Here is a 25813-nt window from a genome sequence, read left to right on the forward strand (position 1 = left end):
CGGTGGTCAGCGACCACGCCGGTCGTCGCGCGGACGCGCTCGACGACCACGACGACGGCGAGGAGCTCCCCACCGTCCGTCCCTACGCCGTGGCCGGGGGCCGGCGCGCCCCGAGCGCCGCCGAGCTGCCGCTGGAGGCGCTCGTGCAGGCGCTGGGGGCCCCCGCGACGGGCATGACCCGCGAGTGCCGCAGCATCCTCGAGCTCACCGCCTCCGGGTGGCTCTCGGTGGCCGAGCTGTCCGCGCACGTCCGCCTCCCCGTGCCCGTGGCGCGGGTGGTCATCGCCGACCTGCAGCGTTCCGGCGCCGTGCGGGTCCACGCCCCCGTCCTGCCCCCCGTCGGGGCCTCGCGCGGCGGTGCCGCCGGCCGCGCGGGGGACTGGGCGCCCTCGTCCCCCCGCAGCGTCCTGGAGAGCGTCCTCGATGGCATCAGCAGCCTCTGACACCGTGGTCGAGACCGGCGGCGAGGCACCGACCACCGTCAAGATCGTCATCGCCGGCGGATTCGCGGTGGGGAAGACGACCTTCATCGGGTCGCTGTCCGACATCGAGCCGCTGAGCACCGAGGCGGCCATGACCGAGCACTCGGTAGGCGTCGACGACGCCGGCGGCGTCAGCGACCGCAAGACCACCACCACGGTGGCCATGGACTTCGGCCGCATCGCGCTGCCGGGCAACCTCTGGCTGTACCTGTTCGGGACGCCCGGCCAGGACCGGTTCCTCTTCATGTGGGACGACCTCGTCCGCGGCGCCATCGGCGCGGTCGTGCTGGTCGACACCGAGCGCCTGGAGCAGTGCTTCTCCGCCGTCGACTACTTCGAGCAGCGCGGCATCCCCTTCGTGGTGGCCGTCAACTGCTTCGACGGCGTGGCCCGGCACGAGCTGGAGGACGTCCGCGAGGCCCTCGCCGTCCCCGACCACGTGCCGGTGCTCTACACCGACGCCCGCGCGCGCCCCGCCACCAAGCAGGCCCTCGTGACGCTGGTGCAGCTGGCGGTGCAGCAGCTCGCCGCCTGAGGGCAGGACGCCGGTGCCCTCCACCCGGGGGACCTGCGGAAGATCCGTGACGCCCAGGGTGTTCGATGCGGACGTGCGCATCTACGACGACGTCACGCAGCTGGTCGGCCGCACCCCGCTGGTGCGCCTCAACCGCCTCGCCGAGGGCGCGGTGGCCGAGGTGGTCGCCAAGCTCGAGTTCTACAACCCCTCCGCCAGCGTGAAGGACCGCATCGCGGTCGCCATGCTCGACGCCGCCGAGGCGTCGGGGGAGCTGCAGCCGGGTGGCACCGTCGTGGAGGCCACCAGCGGCAACACGGGCATCGGCCTGGCCATGGCGGGAGCGGCCCGCGGCTACCGCGTGGTGCTGACCATGCCCGAGACGATGAGCCTGGAGCGGCGCGCGCTGCTGAAGGCGTACGGCGCCGAGGTGGTGCTCACCCCGGGCAGCGAGGGCATGAAGGGCGCCGTCGCCCGGGCCGTCGAGGTCGCCGCCGAGCGGGGCGCGGTGCAGGTGCGCCAGTTCGCCAACGCCGCCAACCCCGAGGTGCACCGCCGCACCACCGCCGAGGAGATCTGGGAGGACACCGACGGCCGCGTCGACGTGGTCGTCGCCGGCATCGGCACCGGAGGCACCATCACCGGTGTCGGGCAGGTGCTCAAGCAGCGCAAGCCCGGCCTGCGGATGGTCGCGGTGGAGCCGAAGGAGTCCCCGATCCTCAACGGCGGGCAGCCCGGGCCCCACAAAATCCAGGGCATCGGCCCCAACTTCGTGCCCGAGGTCCTCGACACGTCGATCTACGACGAGGTCGTCGACGTCGACATCGACACCTCCGTCGCCTGGGCTCGCCGGGCGGCCTCCGAGGAGGGCATCCTCGCGGGGCTGTCCTCCGGCGCCGCCCTGTCGGCCGCCGTGCAGGTGGCCAGCCGCCCCGAGATGGAGGGGAAGCTGGTCGTCGTCGTCATCCCCAGCTTCGGGGAGCGCTACCTGTCGACGGTCCTCTACAGCGACCTCATGCAGTGAGCCAGCAGCCGCCGCGCTCGTGGCGCGAGCGGGTGCGCGAGGACGTCGACGCGGTGCTCCTGCGCGACCCCGCCGCCCACTCGCGCCTCGAGGTGGTGCTCACCTCCCCGGGCCTGCACGCGCTGTGGGCCCACCGCGCCGCGCACGCCCTGTGGCGGCGCGGCCCGGAAGGCCGGCTGCCGGCCAGGCTGCTCGCGCACTGGGCCCGCCGCCGCACCGGCGTGGAGGTCCACCCCGCGGCGCGCCTGGGCCGGCGGATCGTCATCGACCACGGCATGGGCGTGGTGATCGGCGAGACCGCCGTCGTCGGTGACGACGTGCTGCTCTACCACGGCACCACCCTCGGCGGCCGCGTCAGCGGTCTGCAGGGCGAGCAGCAGGGACGCCGGCACCCCACCGTGGGAGACCGGGCGGTCCTCGGTGCCGGTGCGACCGTGCTGGGGGCGGTGCGGGTCGGCGACGACGCCCGCGTGGGCGCTGGCGCCGTCGTCCTCGTGGACGTCCCCGACGGGGCCACAGCGGTCGGGATCCCCGCCCGGGTGCTGCTCCCGCGCCCTGCCGCAGACGGCGGTCAGCCGCAGGAGCCGGCGGCCGACCCGTCCTGACCCCCGCCGGGTCCGCTGCGGGTCAGCACCGGGTCAGCTGCGGGTCAGCTGCGGGGGTCGTTCCCGTCGTCCTGGGAACGCAGGAAGGCCTCCAGCTGCGCGGCGAGCTCGTCGCCGTCGGCCACCTCGTCCTCGGGCAGGTGCGGGGAGACCAGCGACGGTCCGGTCAGACCGCGACCGGCGGCCACGGCGTCGTACTGGTGCTCCAGCGCCGCCACGGCCTCGCGGGTCTCTGCGGACGCCGCCACCTGCTCGTCCACCTGGGCGAGCACCTCGACGCCGGTGGCGGCGAGGTCGGTGATCGCGGCCTCCAGCTCCAGGCCCGTGGCCTGGGCCAGCGCCTCCAGCAGCGCCACGGCCGACGGCGGGAAGGTGGTGGAGCCGAGGTAGTGGGGCACGTGCACCGAGAAGCCCATGGACGGCAGCCCCGCTCGGGCCAGCGACAGCTCCACGAAGGCACCGGCGTGACCGGGCACGACGACGGCGTCGAACCACCGCGGCCGCCCTGCGATGAGCGCGCGGTCGCTGGCGTGGGCGGTGAGGGACGCCGGGCGGGTGTGCGGCGCCGCCCACGGGATGCCCTGCAGCGAGACCGCCAGGCGCGCCTGCGCGCGCTGCGCCAGCTGGTGGACCGCGGCGGCGAAGCGCTGCCAGTGCAGGTCGGGCTCGGAGCCCGCCAGCAGCAGGAACGGCGTGCCGGCCTCGTCGAGCACCTCGTGGAGCACGAGCTCGGGCAGGTCGGCGTCCTCGAACCGGTCGCCGCTGAAGGTCATCGGGGGGCGGCGGCCGCGGTAGTCGTGCACGAGGTCGACGTCGAACCGCGCCAGCACCCGCGACTCCAGCCGGCCCAGCAGGTGGGTGGCCACCAGCTGCGACGCCGCCCCGGCGTCGACGAAGCCGGTGAGGGCGTGCACCAGCACGGGCCCCCGGGCGGCCTCGCCCCCAGCAGCCGCGCTCGTGAGGGGGGTCGGCTCGCCGACCACCTCGTACAGGTCCTCCGGTGCCAGCACCGCTCCTCCGTCCCTCCGCGCGCTCGTGCGCAGACTGCGCCTGGTGCGCTCAACACCGTCGGCCTCCTGAACCATCCCACCCCTCCGTGATCATGGACACCGCCGGCAGCACCGGCCGTGATCATGGACGTTGCCAACACCGCCGTCCATGATCACAAGGCGTGCTGTCGGCAGCTGGGGGCACCTCCCGCTTGCGGGGGACCATGATCACGGGAAGAAGTCGGTGGCGCCTGCGGCGAGGCGGCTGGCACTGTCGGTCTCGTGAGCCCCGCTGTGCCCTCCGGCGCCCCCGTCGAGCCCGTCCTGCGCCGCGCGACCCGCGACGACCTGCCCGCCCTGCGGGTCTTCGACAGCCGGGCCTTCGGCTTCACCTGGGGCGAGCCCGACTTCGCCGGCTTCGAGCCCCTCTTCGAGCCGGAGCGGTTCGTGCTGGCCCACGAGCCCACCGCTCCCGGCCTCGCCGCGTCCGACGCGCTCGTCGGAGCGGCGGGCGCGTACTCCATGACGATGACCGTGCCCGGTGGCGCGCGGCTCCCGGTACCGGGCGTCACCTGGGTGGGCGTGGCCCTGCACCAGCGACGCCGCGGACTGCTGCGGCGCCTGTTCGCCGACCTGCACGCGGGCCTGGTCGACCACGGCGCCGCGCTCGCGGTGCTGACGGCCAGTGAGGCGACCATCTACGGCCGCTTCGGCTACGGCGCCGCCACCACCAACCGCTCCGTGCGGGTCGACCGGCGCCGTGCCCGCCTCGCTCCCGCCGCCGAGGCCCTGGCGGGCGCTGAGGTCGCGCGCCACGCCACCGCCTCCGCCGTCCGCGGGCACCTCGCCGACGTCCACGAGCGCTGGTGCGCCGCCACGCCCGGTGCGATGGCCCGCAGCGCCGCCTGGTGGGACTGGCTGCTGGCCGACACCCCCGACCAGCGCTCCGGGGGCAGTGAGCTGTTCGTGCTCGTCCACCCCGACGGGTACGCCACCTACCGGGTCGCCGACGACGGCGCCCGTGCCCGGGTGGTGGACCTCGTGGCCGCCACCCCGGCCGCCCACGCCTCGCTGTGGCGCTCGCTGCTGGCGCTCGACCTCGTGGAGGAGGTCACCGCCGGCCGCGCCGTCCCCCTCGACGACCCCTTGCCGCACCTGCTGGTGGACCCCGCCGTCGTCACGACCACCGCGGTGGAGGACGGCGTCTGGGTGCGGCTGCTCGACGTCCCCGCGGCGCTCGCCGCCCGCACGTACGCGTGCGAGGTCGATGTGGTCCTCGACGTCGACGACGGCGGCGGCCTGGGCGGCGTCGACGCCTCCGGCCGCGTCCGCCTGCGCGGGGGCCCGGACGGCGCGGAGTGCACCCGCACCGACGCCGCGCCCGACGTCCGCCTCGGCGTCGCCGCGCTGGGGGCCACCTACCTCGGCGGCACGCGGCTGGGGCCGCTGGCGCGCGCCGGCCTCGTGGAGGCCGACGAGCCGGCCGTCCTGGCGAGGCTCGGGGCCGCGCTGCTGGGCGAGCGCGAGCCCCAGTACGGCACCTCCTTCTGACCTCCGTGCGGTCCTGCCGCGGCGGGCAGTGAGGTGGGGCAGGATGGGCGTGCCGAGGAGGGCTGCCGGAGCGGCCGAACGGGGCAGTCTTGAAAACTGCTGACTGGTCATGCCAGTCCGTGGGTTCGAATCCCACGCCCTCCGCTCAGGCGCGGGAGCGCTCCGCCGGGGAGGTCTCCGGCCGGGGAGCGCTCCCGCTCGCGCGGTGGGTGGCGCGCTTGACCTCGTACATGGCGGCATCGGCGGCCCGCAGGGCGGTCTCCACGTCGGGGTGGTCGTCCAGCCGCGACAGCCCCACGCTGGCGCCGACGGGGACCCCTGGCGGTGAGGCCTCCACCACCGCCGCCCGCACCCGCTCGACCACGGCCTCCGCGTCTGACGCGGAGGCGCCGCGCAAGAGCAGCGCGAACTCGTCGCCCCCCAGGCGCCCCACGAGGTCTCCGGAGCGCACGTCGCTCACGAGGTAGGCGGCGATGCGCTGCAGCAGCGCGTCGCCAGCCGCGTGCCCGAGGCGGTCGTTGACGGGCTTGAAGCCGTCGAGGTCGAGGAAGGCCACTAGGACGCCGGTCTCGCCGCCCGCCTTCAGCCGCTCCGCGGAGGTGGTGAACGCCCGGCGGTCGAGCAGACCCGTCAGCGGGTCGGTGTGCGCCAGCCGGCGCAGCTCGGCGTTGGCGCGCCCCAGCGCCCGCGAGCGCGCCGCGATGACCTCACCGACCACCACGAAGACCGGGACGGCGTACACCGCGGTCCAGGCCGAGCCCGGGTGGTGCAGCAGCAGCAGCGGCACCGTGTACGAGACCAGCGCCAGCGGCGCTGTCGACAGCGAGGTCCACCGCGGGTGGTGGATGCCGAGCCACACGTACAGGAGGAGGTAGAAGACGCCGTACCGGTAGGGGTCGTCACCACCGACGCTGTTGTGGACGGCGATGAGCGCCAGCGCCAGCGGCACCATGGCGAGCGTGGCGCGGTGGGGGAGCCGGCCCCACACCGGCAGGTACATCGACGCCGCCAGGACGGCGGTGGCCAGGCACACCCAGCGGACGCCCGCGCCGTCGACGGCGAGGTGCTGGCCGGGCGTGAAGGTGGACACCAGGACGAAGGCCGAGGAGAGCAGCCCGATCAGCCCCAGGCCGCGAGCCGCCTCGGCGGCGGGCGTGCGCCTGCTGGAACCGTCCGTCGTCGTCCTCATCACCGACCCACCCGAGGAGCGGGGGCGGTCAGGGAGGCGGCGCCGAGGGGGCGGGCGCCCGTGAGGAGGTCGAGGGCGACGTCGGCGTGGACCGGACGGGAGAGCAGGTACCCCTGCGCCTTGTCGCACCCCAGGTCGCCGAGGATGCGCAGCTGGCCGGGCGTCTCGACGCCCTCGGCGATGGTGGTCAGGCCCAGCGCGGAGGCGATGTCGAGCACCGCGCGGACCATCGCCAGCGCGGTCGCGTCGTCCTCGAGGCGGGAGATGAACGCGCGGTCGAGCTTGACCACGTCGACCGGCAGCCGGTGCAGGTAGGACAGCGACGACGACCCGGTGCCGAAGTCGTCGATGGCGATGCCCACGCCGAGGTCGCGCAGCGCCTGCAGGCGGCGCGCCGCGCCGTCGAGGTCCAGCATCATCGCCGTCTCGGTCAGCTCGAGGACCAGCAGGTGCGGCGCGAGCCCCGTGCGCGCCAGCACGTCGGTGACGCGGTGGACGAGGTCGACGTCGAGGAGCTGCTGCGGTGACAGGTTGACGCTCGTGGTCCACGCCCGGGCGGGGGCCAGGGCGTGCCAGGCGGCGGAGCGGGCCGCGGCGTCCTGCAGGACCTTCAGGCCGATCGGCCGGATGAGCCCGACCTCCTCGGCCACCGGCACGAAGTCGACGGGGGGGACCAACCCGCGCTGGGGGTGCTGCCAGCGCACGAGCGCCTCGAACCCGGCGACCGCAGCGGGGTGCGAGAGCAGCGCGTACGGCTGGTAGTGGACCAGCAGGTCGCCCGCGCCGTCTTGGCCCGCCAGGGAGGCGCGCAGCTCGTCGGCCAGGCGCGAGCGCTCCAGCGCCTCCTCGCGCAGGGAGCGGGTGAACACCGCCGCCCGCATCGTCGTCCCGGAACCGGAGCCGCCCTGGGCGGCGTGCAGCGCGAGGGAGGCGTCGCGCAGGACGTCCTCGGCGGTGCGGTCGTCACCGGGGAGGTGGAGCACCGCGCCCGCCCGGGCGCTGATGACGATGGACGCGCCCTCCACCTCCACCGGCCTGTCCACCACGTCCACCAGGCGCAGCGCGATCGCGGCGGCGTCTGCGGGGTCGGCGACGTCCTCCACGAGGACGGCGAAGACCGAGCCCGAGGCGCGGACCACGCGCTCCTCGCCGCGCACGGCGGCCGACAGGCGCGCCGCGGTGGTGCTCACCACCAGCTCCGCGACGTCGTGGCCGAGGGTGGCGTCGATGGTCGCGAGGTCGTCCAGCGCCACCTTCACCACCGCCAGGGAGGTGCTGCGCTGCTCGGCCAGCGTCCCCTCGAGTTGGCGCAGCAGCAGCTGGCGGTTGCCCAGCCCGGTGAGCGCGTCGTGGGTGGCGCGGTGCTCCAGCTCGTCGGTGAGGCAGCGCAGGCGCTGCTGCTCGAGGACGAGGGTGTCGAGCATCCTGTCGAACTGGCCCCCGACGAGCATCAGCTCGTCGCGCGGAGGCCGGGGGCCGACGCCGCCGTCCTCACCGCCCGCACCGGCCGCGGAGCCGCCCACGCGCGCCGTGAGGTCCCCCTCGGAGACCCGCCGTGCCACGTCGGCGAGGCGCTTGGCACGCCGCCCGACGAACGCGCTGAAGACCAGCCACAGCACCACGAGCATCAGCGCGGTGCCGTCGGTGGTGACCAGCGACACCTGCTGGGTCATCGCCGTGCACGCGGGTGCGGCCCCGCACTCCCTCGTGTCCAGCGCGCCCTCGAGGTACAGGGCCATGCCCAGCGACACCGCCAGGACGGGACCGCCGACCTTGACGATGACGGGGGTCTGCGCGGAGGCGCGGTGCACCGTGCGCGCGGCTGCTCCGCGCAGCCGCCGGAGGGCTCGCCGGGCGGCCGGCGGCGGGCCGGCGGGCCCTGGCGCGCCGGGGTCGGCGAGCTGGCTCACGGCGGTGCCGCTCAGGCGGTCCGGCGCGTGCGCGTGGCCCAGACGACGCCCAGCAGCACGGCGGCCGTGCCGAGGTGGAGCGCGTGGTCGGGGCTGTTGAGCGCGAGCGGGTCCGCGTGGCCGCCCATGACGAACGGGCCCACGAGCCCCAGGAGCAGGAAGACCACCCCGACGAGGCGGTCGACGCCGCGCGCGGTCTCGGTGCCGAGCACCGCGCCCACGAGCAGCGCCGCCCCCAGCCCGAGGTGGGCGACGTTGTGCACCGGGTTCACCTGGAACACCAGCAGGGTCTCGCTGTGGTGCATCGACCACGACGTGACGCCCGTGAGCACGAAGCCGGCCACACCGACGAGCAGGTACACCGCTCCCAGGCCCGCACCGGCCAGGCGCACCGGTGTCCAGCGGTCGCGGCCCGCGCTCTCGACGTCGGCGCGCGGGCTGGTGGTGGAGGACATGCCTCCTCATCGGCACCGGAGGCGCTCCTGTTGAGGGCGGCCACACCTGCCGGGTGTCGGCCGTCGGGCAGACCCCCGCTGCCCCCGTGCCGCGCTCGAGGGCGCACGGGTCTGAACGGGTGCGGAGCAGTTGCCGGTGCCCAGGCCCTCAGGTCGGTGCCCGCTCCCGCCGATGGAAGCACTGCAGTCCTCCCCACGAGGACCTTCCCCGAGGAGACCGACGACGGTGACCACGCGCTTCGCTGACCTGAGGATCACGGTCAAGCTCACGATCATGCTGCTGTCGAGCGTGCTGCTCGTCGGCGGTGTGGTGGTCTCGGCCGTGGTCGAGCTGTCCGCTGCGCAGCAGCGCGCCACGGAGGTCAACTCCCAGCTCGACTCGGTGGCCGGCATCGCCCAGGTGCGTTCCAGCATGCTCACCGTGCGCGCTGACGTGCTGCGGGTGGCCCTCGCCGGCGCGGCCAAGAAGCAGAGCGCCGTGGACGGCCTGAGCAAGGACGTCACGGCCATGGGCGAGGCATGGAAGGCCTACGAGGCGACCGCCCCGCGGGCGGCGGAGCGGGACCGCACCGCCCTGTGGTCCGCCGTGGAGGCGTGGGGGACCGTGCGCGACCAGTCCGTCGCGCTGGCGGTGGCCGGGGACGTGGACGGCTACAACGCGCTGCGCGACAGCAAGGTCACCCCGGCTGCGGACGCCGCCTTCACCGCCCTGGACGCGGTGCAGAAGGCCGAGGCCGACTCCGCCGACGCCATGGTGGCCGCCGGTGAGGCGGCCTACCAGCACAGCCTCGTGGTGTTCGTCGCGGTGGCGGCGGTGGGTCTGGCCCTGGTGGTCCTCCTCGGGGTGCTCATCAGCCGGAGCATCACCCGCCCGCTCAGCCGCCTGCTGACCGTGGTGGTGGGGCTCGCCGAGGGCCGCCTCGACCAGCGCACCGGCATCACCAGCAAGGACGAGGTCGGCCAGCTGGCCGGCGCCACCGATGCGTCCATCGCGAACCTCGCCGCCGTCGTCCGCGACATCAGCCTGCGGGCCGACCACGTCTCCGTGGCCTCCGACAACCTCACGACCGTCTCGACGCAGCTGTCGGCGGGCGCCGAGGAGTCCTCGGTGCAGGCGCGCCTCGTGGCCGCGGCCTCCGAGGAGATCTCCTCCTCGATGTCGACCATCGCCGCCGCCGGCGAGCAGATGACCTCCGCCATCGGGGAGATCGCCTCCTCCACGGCCACCGCCGCCCAGACCGCCGGTGCCGCCGTGGCCACCGCTCACGAGGCCGACGCGATCCTCGCTCGCCTGGGCACCTCCAGCCGCGAGATCGGCGAGGTCGTCAAGCTCATCACCTCCATCGCCGAGCAGACGAACCTGCTGGCGCTGAACGCCACCATCGAGGCCGCCCGGGCCGGTGAGCTCGGCAAGGGCTTCGCGGTGGTCGCCGGGGAGGTCAAGGAGCTGGCCCGCCAGACCGCCCAGGCCACCGACCAGATCGTGTCCCGCGTGCACACCGCCCAGGCCGACGCTGCTGACGCCACCGCGGCGATCCAGCAGATCAGCGAGGTCATCGGCCGGATCGACGCCCTCCAGGCCACCGTCGCCTCGGCGGTGGAGGAGCAGTCGGCCACGACCGCCGAGATGGTCCGCAGCGTCACCGAGGTGTCCTCCGGCACCCAGGAGATCAGCGCCAACATCTCCGGCGTGGCCACCGCAGCGGTGCAGACCACGGCCTCGGCGTCGGAGACGACGACGACGGCAGCGGACCTCGCCCACACCGCCCGCGAGCTGCGTGCCGCCGTCGGCACCTTCCGCCTGTGACCCCCGTCCCCCGACCAGCCGAACGACCCCGCTCCACCACCCGCCAGATCCAGGACTAGGAGGCAGCCGCATGGACGGCATGGATGAGATCATCGGCGAGTTCCTCGTCGAGAGCTACGAGAACCTCGACCAGCTCGACAGGGACCTGGTGGCGCTGGAGCAGGCGCCCGGCTCGCGAGAGCTGCTGGCCAGCGTCTTCCGCACCATCCACACCATCAAGGGCACCAGCGGGTTCCTCGCGCTGTCCAAGCTGGAGAGCGTCGCCCACGTCGGCGAGAACCTGCTCGCCAAGCTGCGCGACGGCGTGATGGTCATGGAGCCGGCCACGGCCGACGCGCTGCTCGCGATGGTCGACACCATCCGCGCGCTGCTCGGCAACCTCGAGGAGCAGGGCTCCGAGGGCGACCTCGACGTCACCGCCACGGTCGACCAGATCAAGGCCGTGCTCGAGGGCCGCGCCCCCGCCGCCGCGGCTCCCGCCGCTGCGCCGGTGGCCGAGGTCGTCGCCGCGCCGGTGGCCGAGGTGGTGGCCGAGCCGGTCGCCGAGCCCGTCGCCGAGCCCGTGACCGAGGTGGTGGCCGAGCCCGTCGCCGAGGTCGCCCCCGAGCCCGTCCCGGCTCCGGCTCCCGCGCCGGTCGCTGCCGCGCCGGCTCCTGCTCCCGCGCCGGCCCCAGCTCCGGCTGCGGCGCCCGCGCCCGCTCCGGCTGCTGCGCCCGCGGCAGCGCACCCGCCCGCGGCCGACGGGGAGCACCGCCGCAGCGCGGCGGACTCCTCGATCCGCGTGGACGTCGACGTCCTCGACGACCTCATGCGCCTCACCGGTGAGCTGGTGCTGGCCCGCAACCAGATCCTGCGCCAGGTCGCCATCCTCACCGACGACCTCGAGCTCACCCGCGCCGCGCAGCGCCTCAACCTCATCGCCGGTGAGCTGCAGGAGGGCGTCATGAAGACGCGCATGCAGCCCATCGACGCGCTGTGGGCCAAGCTGCCCCGCGTCGTCCGCGACCTCGGCGCCCAGTGCGGTCGCCAGGTGCGCCTGGACATGGTCGGTCGTGAGACCGAGCTGGACAGGACGCTGCTCGAGGCCGTGAAGGACCCGCTGACGCACCTCGTCCGCAACGCCGTCGACCACGGCATCGAGTCGCCCGCTGACCGCGAGGCCGCCGGCAAGCCCCGCGAGGGCGTCCTGCGCCTCGCGGCCCGCCACGAGAGCGGCCAGGTCGTCGTGGAGGTCTCCGACGACGGCAAGGGCATCGACCCCGAGATCATCGGTCCCTCGGCGGTGCGCAAGGGCGTCATCACCCAGGAGCGCCTCGAGAGGATGGCGCCCAACGACATCCTCCAGCTGATCTTCGCCCCCGGCTTCTCCACCGCCGCCGCCGTGACCAACGTGTCGGGCCGAGGCGTGGGCATGGACGTGGTGAAGACCAACGTCGAGGCCATCGGCGGCACCATCGAGGTGGAGTCCACCAAGGGTCGCGGCACCACCTGCCGCCTGCGGATCCCGCTGACGCTGGCGATCATGCCGGCGCTCACGGTGGTCTCCGGCACCGAGCAGTACGCCATCCCGCAGGTCAACCTGCAGGAGCTGGTGACGCTCGACGTCGAGGCCGACCCCCGCCTCATCGAGAGCGTCGGTGGCGCGCCGGTCTACCGCCTGCGCGGCGAGCTGCTGCCCCTGGTGAACCTCGCCGACGTGCTGGGCGTCGTCTCCGGCCCCAAGGACGACGGCGGCCGCATCACCATCGCCGTCCTCGCCTCCGAGGGGCGCCGGTTCGGCCTCGTGGTCGACAAGGTCCTCAACACCGAGGAGATCGTCGTCAAGGCGCTGGGCAACCAGCTCAAGGCGGTCGGCATCTTCTCGGGCGCCACCATCCTCGGTGACGGCGCCGTCGCCCTCATCCTCGACGTGCAGTCGCTGGCGCGCCGCGCGATGCGCGGCATCTCCGCCGAGCGCCTCGAGGCCGAGCGCGACGAGCACACCGACGCCGTCGCCGGCGGCGGTGACCGGCTGCTCGTGGCCGGCATCGGCGGCAACCGCCAGGTGGCGATCCCGCTCGACATGGTCACGCGCCTGGAGCGCATCCCGGCCGCGACGCTCGAGGTGGTCGGCTCCCGCGAGGTGGTGCAGTACCGCGGCGAGATCCTGCCGATCGTCCGCCTCGACCGCTTCCTCGGCTCGTACTCGGAGGTGGACCGCACCGACCTGGAGGTCGTCGTCTACTCCGACGCCCACCAGGGCGGCCGCAGCGTGGCCATCGTGGTGGAGTCGATCCTCGACGTGGTCGACGGCGCCACCGCCTCGGTGCTGTCCGACATCGACGACCACGGCCTGCTCGGCTCGGCCGTCATCGCCGGCCACGTGACCGAGATGCTCGACGTGAGGGCCGCGATCCTCACCGCTGACCCGGGGTTCTTCTCGCACAGCGCCTTCAGCGCTGCCGACGTGGTGGAGGTCTGACGTGGCTGCCCTGACGACGACGAAGAAGGCGGCGACGCGCACCGCTGGCGCGCAGATGCTGACCTTCGAGCTGGCCGGGGCCCTGTACGGCCTCGAGGTGGAGCAGGTGCAGGAGGTGCTGCGGGCCCAGAAGGTCACGCGGGTGCCGCTGCACAGCGCCGCCATCGCCGGCCTGATCAACCTGCGCGGTGAGGTGGTCACGGCCATCGACCTGCGGGCGCGGCTGTCGCTGCCCCCGCGGCCGGAGGGCCAGGACGCGGTGAACATCGTCGTGCGGCTGCACGGCGAGTCGATCAGCCTCCTGGTGGACTCGATCGCGGACGTCGTCGAGCTCGACGACCGCAGTTTCGAGCCGGTGCCCGACACCCTGGACGGCGAGGTCCGCGACCTGCTGCGCGGTGCCTACAAGACCGAGGGCCGGCTGCTGCTGGCGCTCGACGTCCAGCGCGCCGTCGCCGGCTGACGCCACCGCCCGCACGACGACGAAGGGCCCCCGACCTGCGAAGGTCGGGGGCCCTTCGTCGTCGTCGGGCCAGCCGCGGCTGCGGTTCGGCCGGCTCCGCTCGGTGGACGGCAGTGACGACGGTGTCGCCGTCACGCTGCGTTAGCGCGTCCGGGTGAGAACGCGATTCCGGCGGTGGTGGTGGCTCAGAGTGACCGGCAGACTCCGTCCATGCCGTACACGCTCACCAGCGCCGCTACTCTCGGCTACGACCTGGTCCGGATCCCCGGGGGCCGCCAGGTCGCCGCGGTCCTCGTCTCAGCCCTGCGCAGCGACGTCGCCGAGTGGGCGCTGCTCGCCGCGCACCACCCCCTGCGCACCGCGGACCCCACCCGCGACCCGTTCACGGCGGCCGAGGAGTCAGCGCTCGCCCGCGAGCTCGCCGGCGGTGCCCCGCAGCTGTCCTCGCTGCCCGCCGGCGTGAGCGACGCTGCGACGGCTGGACCGGGGGGTACGGCGGAGTCCGTCGAGAGGGCGCGACTGGCCGCGCTCGCCGAGCACCTGCGCAGCTCGATGGTCGGCAACGCCGCAGCCCTGGAGCGCCTCGTGCGCGAGGAGGCCGTCGACGCCGCGGGTGCCGCCGACCTCCTGGACCACGAGGACCCCTCGGGTGGCGCCGCGCTGGAGCGCGCGCTGGCCGCCGACGTCCTCGCGGACGCCGCCCTGGCCTGGTACGCCTCGCGGCAGCTGCCGACCGCGCTGCGCCGACGCCTCACCGAGCCCTACGAGCGCGCCGTCGCCGGAGCGGTCCCGGGCACCTTCGACCTCGCCCCCGACCCCGCCGCTCCCTGGGGGCCGGCGCTGACCGAGCTGCTGCGGGCCCTGCGCGACCTCGACGGTCCGGGCCGGCAGCGCTGGCGCGCCGCCGTCGACGCCGGGCGCGCCTCCGGGCGCGGCGCCGCCGGCCCGGGCGCCGAGCAGCGCTCCTGGTCGCTGGCGATGCACGACGCCTGCTGGGCCGCCCACGCGTCGGGGCGCACGGCAGCTGCGGCCGCTGCCCAGCTGCTGGCCGTGCAGGCCTTCCTCGACGGCGGCTTCACCGCCGCGGACGGCGCCACCGGCTGCTGGAACGCCGTCGCCGGGTGCGTCCAGGCGGCTCTGGTCGGCGACATGCTCGGCGAGGAGTCGCTCGAGGTGCTCTCCCGGCCCTGGCGGACCGTGACCGGCGGAGCGCTCGCCGGCCTCTGAGCCCCCCCACCCCGCGGGGAGCGGCCGCACCTGACGAAGAAGTCGGGCGCGGTCGCTCAACCCGGCCACCTCCCCGGCCGATGGACTCAGTACGCCCCGCTCCGCGGGACGCGCTGACAAAGGGGAGGCCCCGCGTGCCGCCGGTCAAGGTCCTCGTGGTGGACGACTCCGTCGTCATCCGCAAGATCGTCACAGACTGCCTTTCCGGTGACCCGCAGGTCGAGGTCGTCGGAACGGCCTCCAACGGCCGTCTCGCCCTCGGCAAGATCGCGGCGCTGCGACCCGACGTGGTCACCATGGACATCGAGATGCCCGAGATGGACGGCATCTCCGCGGTCAAGGAGATCCGCAAGACCGACCGGCGCCTGCCGATCATCATGTTCAGCACGCTGACCGACCGCGGCGCGAGCGCCACGCTCGAGGCGCTGAGCGCCGGGGCGTCGGACTACGTCACCAAGCCCGCCAACGTCGGCAGCGTCCAGGCCTCCATGGCGCAGGTGCGCGAGCAGCTGCTGCCCAAGCTGCTCGCCCTCACCGGCCGCAGCGCCGGCCCGGCCGCCCCCGTGTCGGCCCGCCCCGCCGGCGGTGCTGGCGTCCCCGCGGCGGCGCCCGTGGTGCCCGCGCCCCGCTCCGGCGCGGTGCGCACGCCGGCCGTCCTGGTTATCGGGTCCTCCACCGGCGGCCCCGAGGCGCTCTCGGCGGTGCTTCCGAAGCTCCCCCGCAACCTGCCGGTGCCCGTGCTCCTCGTGCAGCACATGCCGCCCCTGTTCACCACGCAGTTCGCAGCGCGCCTCGACCGCACCTGCGCGCTCGACGTGGTCGAGGCGAAGGACGGCACCCCGCTGCGCCCCGGCACCATCCACCTGGCCCCCGGCGACTGGCACCTCACCGTCTCCGGCGACAAGCGCGACCGGCGCACCGTGCTGAGCCAGGCGCCGCGCGAGAACTTCTGCCGCCCCGCGGTCGACCCGCTGTTCCGCTCCGCCGTGGAGGCCTACGACGGCGCTGTTCTCGCCGTCGTCCTCACGGGCATGGGGTCGGACGGCAAGCTCGGCGCCGGCCGGGTCCGCGAGGCCGGCGGCTACGTCATCGCCCAGGACCGGGAGTCCTCCGTGGTCTGGGGCATGCCGGGCGCCGTGACCACCGCCGGCTTCGCCGACGAGGTCGTGCCGCTGGCCGGCGTGGCCGACGCCATCGTGAAACGCCTGCCGCGCGGCCCCTCACCCGCGGCCTCCAGCTCCACCCCCACGTCCGCCCCTGCCCCGTCCCTGACGGCCTCTTCCTCGCACGGAGGTGCGCGATGACGCTCGCTGCAGCCGACTTCTCCTTCGTCTCGGACCTGGTCCGGCGGGAGAGCGCCATCGTCCTGGCGCCCGGCAAGGAGTACCTCGTCGAGGCCCGCCTGCTGCCCCTGGCCCGCAAGGCCGGCGCCGCCGGCGTGGCCGAGCTGGTCGAGAAGGCGCGCCGCCACCCCGACCGCGCCACCACGCAGAAGATCGTGGAGGCGCTCACCACCAACGAGACCTCCTGGTACCGCGACGGGGACCCGTTCTCCCAGCTCGGGACCACCGTCTTCCCCCAGCTGCTCGCCTCCCGCCCCGCGGGGGAGAAGCTGCGGGTCTGGTCCGCGGCCTCCTCCAGCGGGCAGGAGCCGTACACCATCGCGATGGTCGCCTCCGAGACGATCCCCGGCGGCAGCTCGCGCCTGGCCATCACGGCCACCGACCTGTCGGTGGAGATGGTCGAGCGCACCCGCGCCGGGCGCTTCAGCCAGCTCGAGGTGAACCGCGGCCTGCCCGCCCCCATGCTCGTGCGCCACTTCTCCCGCGCCGGTGCCGAGTGGGAGGTCGCTCCCGCCCTGCGCGCCATGGTCACCGCGAGCCAGCTGAACCTCGCGCAGCCGTTCCCGCGGATGGGCCCGTTCGACGTCGTCTTCCTGCGCAACGTCCTCATCTACTTCGACGTGCCCACCAAGCAGGACATCCTGCGGCGCATCCGCGCCGTCATGAAGCCCGACGGGTGGCTCTTCCTCGGGGCCGCGGAGACGACGCTCGGCGTCGACACCGCCTGGGAGCGCGTCGCGCTCGGCCGCACGTCCGCCTACCGGCCCATCGCGGGCTGACCACACCAACCACCACCACCCGCTGCAGGACCGCGGCGGGAGACACCACTGAGAAGGGGAGTGCAGTGCACGCTCTGGTGATCGACGACTCGCGCGCGATGCGCCGGATCGTCGGCGGCATCCTCACGGACCTCGGGTACGAGGTCGAGCAGGCCGGCGACGGTCAGGAGGCGCTCGACCTCCTCAACTCCGGGCGGGTCCCCGACCTCGCCTGCATCGACTGGAACATGCCCGTCATGGACGGGCTGACCTTCGTCACCCAGGTCCGGGCCAACCCGGCCTGGCGCGACGTCACGCTCATGATGGTCACCACGGAGAGCGAGCACGGGCAGATCGTCCGGGCGCTGGCCGCCGGTGCCCACGAGTACCTCATCAAGCCGTTCACCCCCGACGCCCTGCGCGACAAGCTGTCGCTGCTGGGCCTGGTCCCGGTGGAGGTGCCGTGAGCGAGGGACTGCTCGAGACGGGCGAGACCTGCACGATGACCGCGGCGGAGCTGCTCCCCGAGGACTCCGTGCGCGCCGTCGCCGAGGAGATCTGGCTGTCGTTCATCGGGGCGGAGGAGTTCCTGATCCCCCTCGAGGGTGACGCGCCCGCCTCCCCCTACAGCGCCTGGGTGGGCATCGACGGCCCGTGGCGCGGCCGCGTGGTCATCACCTGCGACCGCAGCGTCGCCGAGGACCTCACCCGCTGCCTGCTCGGCGAGGAGACCGTCGGCGACCTGTCCCAGGACGACGTCGAGGACGGCTTCGGCGAGCTCGCCAACGTCGTCGGCGGCGGCCTCAAGGCCCTGCTGCCCGAGGCCTCCACGCTGACCCTGCCGCTGGTCGGTGCCACCCCGCCCGCCCACGGCGAGGACGCGCACGTCATCCAGAGCATCTGGCGCGGCCAGAGCGTCGACATCGTCCTGTCCAGCGTCCCGCTGCAGCACTGACGCCCTGACGCACCCGCGCCGGCACCAGCCGGCGCACGCACCGTCCCGTCCAGCCCAGGGCGACCGCACCCCCCACCCACCCCCCCCGACCACCCGCACCGACCCGAGGAACCCCACCGTGAAGATCCTGATCGCTGACGACAGCCGCGTCATGCGGCAGATCGTGATCCGCACCCTGCGCCAGGCCGGCTTCGACGACCACACGATCGTCGAGGCCGAGAACGGCCGCGACGCCTTCGAGAAGGTCAGCAGCGAGGCACCCGACCTGCTGCTGTCCGACTGGAACATGCCCGAGATGACCGGCATCGAGTGCCTGCGCGCGCTGCGCGCGCAGGGCGCTGACGTGCCGTTCGGCTTCGTGACCTCCGAGGGCAGCGAGGAGATGCGCGCCGCCGCGGCCGCCGCCGGCGCGATGTTCCTCATCGCCAAGCCCTTCACCGCCGAGACCTTCGAGGCCGCCCTCGGCGGTGTCCTCGGGGGCGGCAAGGCCAGCGCCGAGCTCGAGCACGTCACCACCACCGGCACCGGCGCCACCCAGCTGCCGGTCGCCAAGGACGCCCGCGACATGCTCGTGGGCCTCCTCAACAAGGAGTGCGCGTTCGCCGACGGCAACCGCCCCACCGGGCACGTCGGCGTCGTCGGCACCTACGTCGACGCCACCACCAAGCTGCGCGCCGTCGTGGCGTTCGACCTGCCGATGGCGGCGTACGTGGGCGCGGCCATCGGTCTGCTGCCCCCGGGCGCCGCAGCCGACGCCGTGGACGACAAGGAGCTGTTCCCCAACCTGCGCACCAACGCCGCCGAGGTCCTCAACGTCATGGCGGCGCTGTTCAACGTGGGTGACGCGGCGCACCTCAAGCTGTACTCCCACCACGCCCTCGGCGAGCAGGTCCCGGCCGACGTGCTCGGTCACCTGACCGCCCTCGGCGGTCGCGTCGACTGGTCGGTCTCCATCAAGGGCTACGGCACCGGGACGCTCTCCATCGTCCTGGTCTGACGCCCGGCGGGGGCCGGGTGGGCCCTGGGCTGGACGAGGAGGGGGTCGGACCTGCGGGTCCGGCCCCCTCCTCCGCCGTCGTCCGCCGTCGTCCCGGCCCGTGATCCAGTCGTGCGTGACAGGCCGAGGAAGCCGAGTTCCCACACTGGGAGCGTCCGGGGTGTCACGATCCGTGCATGGAGACTGAGCGCACCGGCCGTCCGGCCCCGCTGTCTCCCTGGGACGCCCAGGACGGCTACGGCAGCGGGTTGGACGACGACTTCGGCGTGGACCTGGAGGTCACCACCGGTCCGCTGCCCGTGACGAGCCGCTCCGCGGCGCTGCCCTCGCCGCGCCGCCAGGCCGACCACACGGCGCACGCGGCCCACCCGGCCTCGTCGGTCATCGACCTGCGGGACGCCCGGTCGGGCACCTCCTACGAGCGCGCCGCCGAGCTGCTGGAGCTCGCCCGCAAGCACGCCGAGCAGGTGCGCTCCGAGGTCGAGGCCGAGGCCCGGGCCGCGCTGGCGCGCGCCACCGAGCAGGCCGACGCCGAGCGCGCCGCCGCCACCCTCCAGGCCGCCGAGGTGCTGCGCGCCGCCGAGGTCCGCGCCGCCGAGCTCGTGGCCGAGGCGGAGGCCGACGCCGAGGCGCAGGTGGCCCAGGTCTCCGACCGCGCCGAAGAGGGCCGCCGCGCCGTGCAGGCCGTCGAGGCCCAGCGCACCGCCCTGCGGGAGCAGGTGCTGCTGCTGCGCACCGACCTCGGGGCGCTGCGCGACCGCCGCCACCAGATCGGCGCGGAGGCCACCGCGCTGCAGGACCGCATCAGCGTGCTGCGCTCCATCGCCGACGTCGTCGTCGAGGAGGCGACCGCCACGGCCGCGGCGCGGACCACCGAGCTGGAGAGCGTCGCGGAGCGCGCGCTGCGCAGCCGCGCCGACGCCGAGGCCGAGCGCGACCTCGTCCGCACCGAGACCATGCAGGCGGTGGTGCAGGCCGAGGCCCGCCGCGACGCCGCCCTCGCCGAGGCCGAGCGGCTGCGCGCCGAGGCCGACGAGCGCGCCCACGAGGCCACCGCCGCCGCCCACCACCTGCTGGTGCAGGCCCGCGGTGACGCCGCCCAGCTGCACGACGACGCGCGGCACGACGCGGCGCTGCTGCGCTCGGCAGCCGAGCAGGACGCGCACGAGCTCCGCACGACGGCGGAGCGGGATGCGCACGTGCTCCGCACGCTCGCCGACCAGCAGGTCCAGGCGCTGCGCGACGTCGCTGCGCAGGACGTCGCGCAGGTCCTCGCCCAGGCCCAGCAGGACGCCGACCACCTCCGCGCCGAGGCGGTGGCGCTCGCCGAGCAGCTGCGCGCCGAGGCCGAGGTGCTGCGCGCCGAGGCGGAGGTGCTGCGCACGGAGGCCGTGGCCGCCGCGCAGCTGTCCCGCACTGAGGCCAGCGCGCTCGCGGAGCAGGAGCTGGCCCTGGCCCGCGAGGCGATGGACGCCGAGCGCTCCGCGGTGCTGAGCGCCCTGCACGCCGAGCGGGAGAGCGTGCAGCGCGACCTCGAGCGCCTCATGGTGGCCGCCCGCAGCGAGGCGGAGGCGCTGCTGGAGCACGCCCGCTCCGAGTCCGAGCGGTTGATCGCTGTGGCCGAGGCCGGCGCCGCCAGCTCCACCGCGCACGCCGATCGTGTGCTCGCCCAGGCGACCGCCGAGGCGGCGCGCCTGCGCGAGGAGGCCGACGCGCTGCGCGAGCGGTACCAGGTGGAGGTGAGCACCGCCCTGGAGGCGGCTCGCACCGAGGCCGCGCGCCTGCGCGAGGAGGCCGACGCGGTCCTGGCTGTCGCTCGCACCGAGGCCGACAAGCTCATCGCGAGCGCCCGCACCGAGGTCGGTGCGCTGCGCGAGCGCTCCCAGGCCGAGGCCCGCTCCACCCTAGAGGTGGCCAGCACCGAGGCCGCGCGCCTGCGCGAGGAAGCCGACGCCCTGCTCGCCGCCGCGCACGCCGAGGGCGCCGCGGCGCGCGAGCGCGCCCTCCACGAGGCCCAGGCCGCCCTCGAGGTGGCCCGCACCGCCGCCGGCGAGGTCCGCCGCGAGGCCGAGCAGCTGCTCACCGGCGCCCGCGAGCACGCCACCACCTCCCGCGACCACGTGCAGTCGCTGCGCCAGAGCGTCCAGCGCGACGCCGAGCAGGTGCTCGCCGAGGCCCGCCAGTCCGCCGCGGCGATGCGCGCTGACGCCGAGCAGGAGGTGCTGCGGTCCCGCGAGCACTCCACCGTCGCCCGGGCCGACGCGGAGACCCTCGTCGACGCCGCCCGCGACCGCGCCGCCGAGGTGCTCGCCGAGGCGCGCGAGGAGGTCGACAGGCTCTGGCGCACCGCCGCCGACGAGGCCGACCAGCTGCACGCCGACACCGTCCAGGTGGCCGACCAGGTGATGGTGCAGGCCCGCGAGCAGGCTGAGGAGATCGCCGCGGCCGCTGCCTCCGAGGCCGCTGGGGTCCGCAGCGCCGCCCACCTGGCGGCGGACGAGCTGCTGTCCCGGGCGCGCGAGCGCGGTGACGCGCTGCTGCAGGACGCCGAGGGTGCGCGGCACGCCATCGAGGTCGGTGCCACCGCTGCGGCCGAGGCGATCGTCGCCGCGGCCCGCGCCGAGGCCGACCGCGTGGTCGAGGTCGCCACCGAGCGCGCCCAGCGCGAGCGATCGGCGTCCGAGACCGCCTCCGCAGCGGCCCGCGCCGAGGCCGCGGCCCAGGTGCAGCGGGTCATGCGCGACGCCGCCGCCATCCGCGACCGGGCCGCCGACGAGGTGGCGCAGGCCCGCGCCGAGCTGGCCGGCGCCCGCTCCGAGCTGAGCCGAGCGCAGGTCGAGGCGGAGGAGCTGCGCGAGCGCTCCGAGGCCGAGGCCCGCGACGTGGTGTCCAGCGCCGTCGCCCAGGCCAGCGAGCTGCGCGCCGAGGTCGCGCGCCTCAAGGAGCGCGCCCGCACCGCCCTCGAGGACGCCGAGGCCGAGGCCCGCGCGCTGCGCGACCAGGCCGAGGCTGCGGCGACCGCGCTGCGGGTGCAGACCGAGGCTGCGGCGACCGCGCTGCGGGAGCAGGCCCGCGAGGAGGCCGAGGCCCTCGCGGCAGCGGCCCGCGCCGACGCCGACCGCGTCACCGTGGCCGCCGCCCAGCACGCCTCAGCGCTGACCACCCAGGCCGAGAGCGACGTCGCCGCCGCTGCTGCGCAGGCCATCGCGCTCGTCGACGAGGCCCGCCGGCGCAGCCACGCCGAGGCCGCGGAGCACACGCAGGAGGTGCGCCAGCGCCTGGAGCAGCTCACCGAGCGCACCCAGGCACGGGCGGCCGCGCTGCTGGAGGCCGCTGAGCAGGAGGCGCAGACCCTGTGCGCGGACGCCCAGCACGAGCTGACCACGGCGGAGCAGGCCGCCGAGACGCTGCGTCGCAGCGCTGAGGACGAGGCCGCGGGCATCGTCGGCACGGCCGAGCAGCGCGCGTGCGAGCTGCTCGACGAGGCGGCGCGCCTGCGCGTCGACTCCCACGCGCAGGCCACCGCCGCGCTGGCCGAGGCCGAGCTCGAGGCGGAGCAGGTGTTCGTGTCCGCCCAGGAGCAGGCGGTCGAGCTGCTCCGCGCCGCGGAGCACGACAGCGAGCAGCTGCGCCAGGAGGCCGCCGAGATGCTCCGCGCCTCGCAGCAGGACGGTGAGCAGCTGCGCCAGCAGGCGGCCGACGAAGCTGCTCAGCTGCGGGCCAAGGCCCAGGCCGAGGCCGCAGCTGTCGCCGACGCGCTCGCCGCGGCCCGCGAGGAGTCCGAGCGGGTGCTGGCGCAGGCGCGCGCCGAGGAGGAGGCCGCTGCCGAGCGCGCCGCGGCCGAGCGCGCTGCCGCCGAGCAGCTGCGCGCCGAGGCCGAGGAGGACCGCCGCGCCGCGTCAGCCGAGCGCGAGCGGCTGCTCGCCGAGGCCGCCGCTGACGTGTCGCGCCTGCGCGAGGAGGCCGCCGCCGACGCCGCGCGCACCCGCGAGGAGGCGAAGGCCACCCTGGCGCGCGCCGCCGCCGACGTCGAGGCGCTGCGCGCACGCCACCTGCGCATCCTGTCGGAGCTCTCCGACCTGTCGGGCTCGGCGTCCTCGCTGGCCGCGGCCGACGGCGTCTGACGCCGCCGGCGACGACCACCGGACCGAGCAGGACGACGACGAGGGCGCCGCGCGGGGGAGTCCCTGCGCGGCGCCCTCGTCGTCGCTGTGGTGCTCTGCGCTGCCGCCCGTCAGGCGGACAGCGGCTGGCGCAGCGGGTAGGCGCTACCGGTCAGCACGATCTGCGCCGCCGTGCCGCTGTTGGGGTTGATGAGGATCGGCGCGAGCAGGTTCACCGTGGCCTGCTCCAGGGACTCGGCCCCCGCGGCGTTCACCACGGTCAGGAGCAGGCCCTGGTCACCGGCGGGCAGGCCGACGGCGGCGCGGGAGACGGCGTCCATGGAGGGCGCGTAGTCCTCGAAGACGGCCTCGGGGGCCAGCAGCAGCAGGCTGACGCCGGCGTCCTCGACGCTGCGCAGGGAGAACAGCGGGCTGTCCTCCTCGACCTGCTCCAGCACGAAGCGGGTGAGGTGCTCCAGGCCCAGCAGCGGTGCGGAGAAGTGCACCTCGGGGCCGCTCACGACCACGGTCACCTGGTCCTCCACAGTCACCTGGTCCTGGACGGTGTCCTGCTGCACAGCGGTGCTCGTCATGTCGACCGTACTCCCCGTCGTCATCGTCATCGGATGAAGTCCATCAGGCTGGTCTGCAGCGTCTTCGCCGTCACCTGCAGCGCCGCCTGGTAGGCCGTCTGCTGCGAGGTGAGGGCGATGACCGCCTTGGGGAAGTCGAGGTCCTGCACGTCCGAGAGCTGCTTGGTGAGGGAGACGTCGCGGTCGGCCACGGCGTCCTGAGCAGCCATCACCCGGTTCTGCCGCGCGCCGAGCTCGGTCGCGGCGGTGAGGACGACGGCCTGGCGGTCCTGCAGCTTGGTGAGCAGCGTCCGCGTGGTGGCGTCGTCACCGGTCTTGATGGCGGTGGACAGCCCCTGGAGCACCGTGAAGACGGAGGTGTCGGACCCCGAGTCGGCACCGAAGACCGCCGTGCCGTCGGTGTCGACGCGCACGGAGTCGTCGGGGCCGATCTGCCGCTGCACGGTGCCCGCCCCCGTCGTCGCCCACGCGAACGTCTGGGACCCCGCGGCACCGGACGCCGTGACGGCAGCGCCCGTGGCGGTGCCGGCGAAGAGGCTGCGGTCGGAGTAGGTGCTGTTGGCTAGGCCCTTGACGGCGGACAGCACCCCGTCCACCTCGGCGGCCAGGGCCGCGCGCGACGTCGAGTTCTGGGTGCCGCTGTTCAGGGCCTGCAGCGTGCGGTTGACCGCGACGTTGAGCTGCGCCGTGGTCGACTTCAGCGCGGTGTCGGTCGCGTTGAGCCACGCCAGGCCGTCGTCGGCGTTCTTGCCGTACTGCACGTTGTCGCGCTGCAGGGTGCGCAGGCGCAGCGCGTCGACGGTGCCGGTCGGGTCGTCCGACGGCTTGTTGATGCGCTTGCCCGTGGAGATCTGCTCGTTGAGGGTGGCCATCGACGCCAGGTTGCTCTGCAGGTTCGCGAGAGACTGCTCCTGGATCGTCCGGTGGGTCACCCGGCTGAGTCCGCTCATGTCCGTTACCTCCCGACCAGACCGGTCTTGTTGATGAGGGTGTCGAGCGCCTCGTCCACGGACGTGAGCACCCGTGCAGCGGCCTGGTAGGCGCGCTGCAGCGTCAGCAGGTTGGCGGTCTCCTCGTCGAGGGAGACCCCGGTCTCGGACTGCTGGGAGGCCACCGTGTTGCTCAGGGTGGCGGCGGTCGCCGTGGTGCGCGACGTGGCGCCAGCGGCGTCGGCGCCGAGCTGGGAGACGTAGGTCGCCCAGACGTTGTCGGGGCTCCCGGTGGCCTTGCCCAGCTTGCTCATGGCCAGCGCCACCGACGCGTCGGCGGAGCCGAGCGTGGAGTTGCCGGTGCGCAGCGCCGTCGTCCCGGGCGTGGTGGGCGCACCGGCGAGGGAGACCGCCACGGTGAGCCCGGTGACGCCCGAGGCCGTCGACCCGGTGAAGAACGGCTGCACCGGGTCAGCCGGTGTGGCCGAGGGGTTGAACGCGGCGGCGTAGGCGGCGTTCACCGAGGTGGAGACCGCGGCCGCCACGGCGTCGTACTTGGCGGACGCCGTGTCGAGGGTGCCGCCGACGCGCAGCGCGTCGAGCACCCCGGCCAGCTGGCCGCCGCGCACCGACGCGGGCGTGCCGTCGGCGAACTGCAGGGTCGGGGAGGCGGTCGGGGGCAGCGTGTTGGTCGTCGTGGGCGCCGAGACCTGGACGGTGTTGAAGGAGCCGTCCTGCACCAGGGCGTTGGAGCCGAGGTAGACGTCCACCACCCCGTTGGCCGCCTGCACCGTGGTGGCGCCGGTCAGCTCGGACAGGCGCGTCACCAGCTGGTCGCGCTGGTCCATGAGCTCGTTGGCGCTGTTGCCGGCGGCGACCGTCGCCTTGATCTGCTTGTTGTAGGTGGCGACGGCCTGGGTGGTGGCGTTGACCTCGTTGGCGAGCGACGTCGCCTGCGTGCGCTGGTCGTTCCACATCGACACGACGCCGGCGGAGGAGTTCTTCAGCGTCTGGGCGACGTCCTGCGCGGCGGAGATGACCACCGACTTCGCGGAGTCCTTGGTGGGGTTGGCCGCCAGGTTGGCGAAGGCCGACCACATCGCGGAGAGCTTGCCGGACAGCGCCGTGTCGCTGGGCTCACCGGTGAGGTCCTGCAGGTTGTTGAGGACGTCGGCGCGGGAGGCGAGGTCGGCGTGCAGCGAGGTCTGGGAGCGCACCTGGGCGTCCCAGAACGAGCTCGCCAGGCGCGAGACGCCGGTGAGGACGACACCGTTGCCGCCCTGCTGACCGGTGGTCATGAGGCCGACGGCGGTGGTCGCCGCCTGGAGGTCGACCCGCTGGCGGGTGTAGCCCGGAGTGGCCACGTTGGCGATGTTGTTGCCCGTGACGTCCATGGCCTTGCGGGTCGCCTGAAGCGCGGACAGCGCCGTCGACAGGCCGGAGAAGGAGCTCATGTGG

Annotated in this window: 21 protein-coding genes, 1 tRNA gene and 1 pseudogene; 16 read left to right on the top strand and 7 right to left on the bottom strand. The window is 74.7% G+C overall.

Features of this window, described 5'->3' with window-relative positions:
• Window positions 1-2 precede the first annotated feature (2 nt).
• The 4 genes from FMM08_RS16170 (at window position 3) to cysE (ending at window position 2625) form a co-directional block, all read left to right on the top strand.
• A complete protein-coding gene (locus FMM08_RS16170) occupies window positions 3-443 on the top strand; it encodes a DUF742 domain-containing protein (protein ID WP_147927428.1) in 441 nt (146 codons plus the stop codon).
• A gap of 4 nt (window positions 444-447) precedes the next feature.
• A complete protein-coding gene (locus tag FMM08_RS16175) occupies window positions 448-1017 on the top strand; it encodes a GTP-binding protein (RefSeq protein WP_255472483.1) in 570 nt (189 codons plus the stop codon).
• A gap of 73 nt (window positions 1018-1090) precedes the next feature.
• Window positions 1091-2020 (top strand): cysteine synthase A, encoded by a 930-nt coding sequence (cysK, locus tag FMM08_RS16180; RefSeq protein WP_147927563.1) that lies wholly within the window; start codon window positions 1091-1093, stop codon window positions 2018-2020.
• Window positions 2017-2625 carry a serine O-acetyltransferase gene (gene cysE / locus FMM08_RS16185; RefSeq protein ID WP_147927430.1) on the top strand — a complete coding sequence of 203 codons (609 nt, stop codon included), beginning with the start codon at window positions 2017-2019 and terminating at the stop codon, window positions 2623-2625. Before cysK ends, cysE begins: the two co-directional genes overlap by 4 nt.
• A 44-nt stretch (window positions 2626-2669) precedes the next feature.
• Here cysE and FMM08_RS16190 read toward each other — a convergent pair whose 3' ends face one another.
• Window positions 2670-3635, bottom strand: a complete 966-nt coding sequence (locus tag FMM08_RS16190) for a PAC2 family protein (protein ID WP_147927431.1) — start codon at window positions 3633-3635, stop codon at window positions 2670-2672.
• Window positions 3636-3896: 261 nt separating this feature from the next.
• Between FMM08_RS16190 and FMM08_RS16195 the strand changes: the two genes are divergently transcribed.
• Together FMM08_RS16195 and FMM08_RS16200 are read left to right on the top strand one after the other, a co-directional pair.
• Window positions 3897-5165 carry a GNAT family N-acetyltransferase gene (locus tag FMM08_RS16195; RefSeq protein ID WP_147927432.1) on the top strand — a complete coding sequence of 423 codons (1269 nt, stop codon included), beginning with the start codon at window positions 3897-3899 and terminating at the stop codon, window positions 5163-5165.
• Between the two features lie 56 nt (window positions 5166-5221).
• Window positions 5222-5309, top strand: a tRNA-Ser gene (locus FMM08_RS16200).
• A gap of 1 nt (window position 5310) precedes the next feature.
• Here the strand turns inward: FMM08_RS16200 and FMM08_RS16205 are convergent.
• From FMM08_RS16205 to FMM08_RS16215, 3 genes are read right to left on the bottom strand one after another with little or no spacing between them, the layout of a single operon-like run.
• The gene (locus tag FMM08_RS16205; RefSeq protein WP_147927433.1) at window positions 5311-6354 is read right to left on the bottom strand and encodes a GGDEF domain-containing protein; all 1044 of its coding nucleotides are present in this window, start codon (window positions 6352-6354) and stop codon (window positions 5311-5313) included.
• Entirely contained in the window at window positions 6354-8264 is a 1911-nt protein-coding gene (locus FMM08_RS16210; RefSeq protein ID WP_147927434.1) for a putative bifunctional diguanylate cyclase/phosphodiesterase, read from the bottom strand. Before FMM08_RS16210 ends, FMM08_RS16205 begins: the two co-directional genes overlap by 1 nt.
• 11 nt (window positions 8265-8275) lie before the next feature.
• A complete protein-coding gene (locus tag FMM08_RS16215) occupies window positions 8276-8719 on the bottom strand; it encodes a DUF4383 domain-containing protein (protein ID WP_147927435.1) in 444 nt (147 codons plus the stop codon).
• A gap of 226 nt (window positions 8720-8945) precedes the next feature.
• On the opposite strand from FMM08_RS16215, the gene FMM08_RS16220 reads away from it, so the two are divergent.
• From FMM08_RS16220 to FMM08_RS23125, 10 genes and pseudogenes are all read left to right on the top strand, one after another.
• Window positions 8946-10526 carry a methyl-accepting chemotaxis protein gene (locus FMM08_RS16220; RefSeq protein ID WP_255472486.1) on the top strand — a complete coding sequence of 527 codons (1581 nt, stop codon included), beginning with the start codon at window positions 8946-8948 and terminating at the stop codon, window positions 10524-10526.
• 70 nt (window positions 10527-10596) lie between these two features.
• Window positions 10597-12987 (top strand): chemotaxis protein CheA, encoded by a 2391-nt coding sequence (locus FMM08_RS16225; protein ID WP_147927437.1) that lies wholly within the window; start codon window positions 10597-10599, stop codon window positions 12985-12987.
• A 55-nt stretch (window positions 12988-13042) separates the two neighbouring features.
• The gene (locus FMM08_RS16230; RefSeq protein WP_147927564.1) at window positions 13043-13450 is read left to right on the top strand and encodes a chemotaxis protein CheW; all 408 of its coding nucleotides are present in this window, start codon (window positions 13043-13045) and stop codon (window positions 13448-13450) included.
• Between the two features lie 210 nt (window positions 13451-13660).
• Complete coding sequence (locus FMM08_RS16235) at window positions 13661-14677, top strand: hypothetical protein (RefSeq protein WP_147927438.1); 1017 nt, start codon at window positions 13661-13663, stop codon at window positions 14675-14677.
• 134 nt (window positions 14678-14811) lie between these two features.
• A complete protein-coding gene (locus FMM08_RS16240; RefSeq protein ID WP_147927439.1) occupies window positions 14812-15981 on the top strand; it encodes a protein-glutamate methylesterase/protein-glutamine glutaminase in 1170 nt (389 codons plus the stop codon).
• Window positions 15978-16799 (top strand): CheR family methyltransferase, encoded by an 822-nt coding sequence (locus FMM08_RS16245; protein ID WP_147927440.1) that lies wholly within the window; start codon window positions 15978-15980, stop codon window positions 16797-16799. The genes FMM08_RS16240 and FMM08_RS16245 overlap by 4 nt, the downstream gene beginning before the upstream one ends.
• A gap of 65 nt (window positions 16800-16864) precedes the next feature.
• Entirely contained in the window at window positions 16865-17245 is a 381-nt protein-coding gene (locus tag FMM08_RS16250; RefSeq protein WP_147927441.1) for a response regulator, read from the top strand.
• Complete coding sequence (locus tag FMM08_RS16255; RefSeq protein WP_147927442.1) at window positions 17242-17733, top strand: chemotaxis protein CheX; 492 nt, start codon at window positions 17242-17244, stop codon at window positions 17731-17733. The genes FMM08_RS16250 and FMM08_RS16255 overlap by 4 nt, the downstream gene beginning before the upstream one ends.
• 118 nt (window positions 17734-17851) lie before the next feature.
• A pseudogene (locus FMM08_RS24150) lies at window positions 17852-18211 on the top strand (response regulator); the annotation flags it as partial.
• Between the two features lie 695 nt (window positions 18212-18906).
• Window positions 18907-22854 (top strand): hypothetical protein, encoded by a 3948-nt coding sequence (locus FMM08_RS23125; protein ID WP_187279798.1) that lies wholly within the window; start codon window positions 18907-18909, stop codon window positions 22852-22854.
• Window positions 22855-22964: 110 nt separating this feature from the next.
• Here FMM08_RS23125 and FMM08_RS16280 read toward each other — a convergent pair whose 3' ends face one another.
• The 3 genes from FMM08_RS16280 to flgK are packed head-to-tail and all read right to left on the bottom strand — an operon-like array spanning window position 22965 to window position 25809.
• Window positions 22965-23426, bottom strand: coding sequence for a flagellar assembly protein FliW (locus FMM08_RS16280; protein WP_187279799.1), 462 nt, complete (start codon window positions 23424-23426; stop codon window positions 22965-22967).
• Between the two features lie 26 nt (window positions 23427-23452).
• Window positions 23453-24376, bottom strand: a complete 924-nt coding sequence (locus FMM08_RS16285; RefSeq protein WP_147927445.1) for a flagellin N-terminal helical domain-containing protein — start codon at window positions 24374-24376, stop codon at window positions 23453-23455.
• A 5-nt stretch (window positions 24377-24381) separates the two neighbouring features.
• Window positions 24382-25809: a flagellar hook-associated protein FlgK gene (gene flgK / locus FMM08_RS16290; RefSeq protein ID WP_147927446.1), complete on the bottom strand. Its 1428-nt coding sequence runs from the start codon at window positions 25807-25809 to the stop codon at window positions 24382-24384.
• Window positions 25810-25813: the final 4 nt, after the last annotated feature.

The sequence above is a fragment of the Quadrisphaera setariae genome (assembly GCF_008041935.1).
Lineage (GTDB): Bacteria > Actinomycetota > Actinomycetes > Actinomycetales > Quadrisphaeraceae > Quadrisphaera > Quadrisphaera setariae.

Bases quoted from the DNA above. Each gene is read 5' to 3' on its own strand.
- FMM08_RS16205 (WP_147927433.1), bottom strand. From the start codon at position 6,354: ATGAGGACGACGACGGACGGTTCCAGCAGGCGCACGCCCGCCGCCGAG.
- FMM08_RS16215 (WP_147927435.1), bottom strand. From the start codon at position 8,719: ATGTCCTCCACCACCAGCCCGCGCGCCGACGTCGAGAGCGCGGGCCGC.
- FMM08_RS16225 (WP_147927437.1), top strand. From the start codon at position 10,597: ATGGACGGCATGGATGAGATCATCGGCGAGTTCCTCGTCGAGAGCTAC.
- FMM08_RS16230 (WP_147927564.1), top strand. From the start codon at position 13,043: ATGCTGACCTTCGAGCTGGCCGGGGCCCTGTACGGCCTCGAGGTGGAG.
- FMM08_RS16235 (WP_147927438.1), top strand. From the start codon at position 13,661: ATGCCGTACACGCTCACCAGCGCCGCTACTCTCGGCTACGACCTGGTC.
- FMM08_RS16245 (WP_147927440.1), top strand. From the start codon at position 15,978: ATGACGCTCGCTGCAGCCGACTTCTCCTTCGTCTCGGACCTGGTCCGG.
- FMM08_RS23125 (WP_187279798.1), top strand. From the start codon at position 18,907: ATGGAGACTGAGCGCACCGGCCGTCCGGCCCCGCTGTCTCCCTGGGAC.
- FMM08_RS16280 (WP_187279799.1), bottom strand. From the start codon at position 23,426: ATGACGAGCACCGCTGTGCAGCAGGACACCGTCCAGGACCAGGTGACT.
- FMM08_RS16285 (WP_147927445.1), bottom strand. From the start codon at position 24,376: ATGAGCGGACTCAGCCGGGTGACCCACCGGACGATCCAGGAGCAGTCT.
- flgK (WP_147927446.1), bottom strand. From the start codon at position 25,809: ATGAGCTCCTTCTCCGGCCTGTCGACGGCGCTGTCCGCGCTTCAGGCG.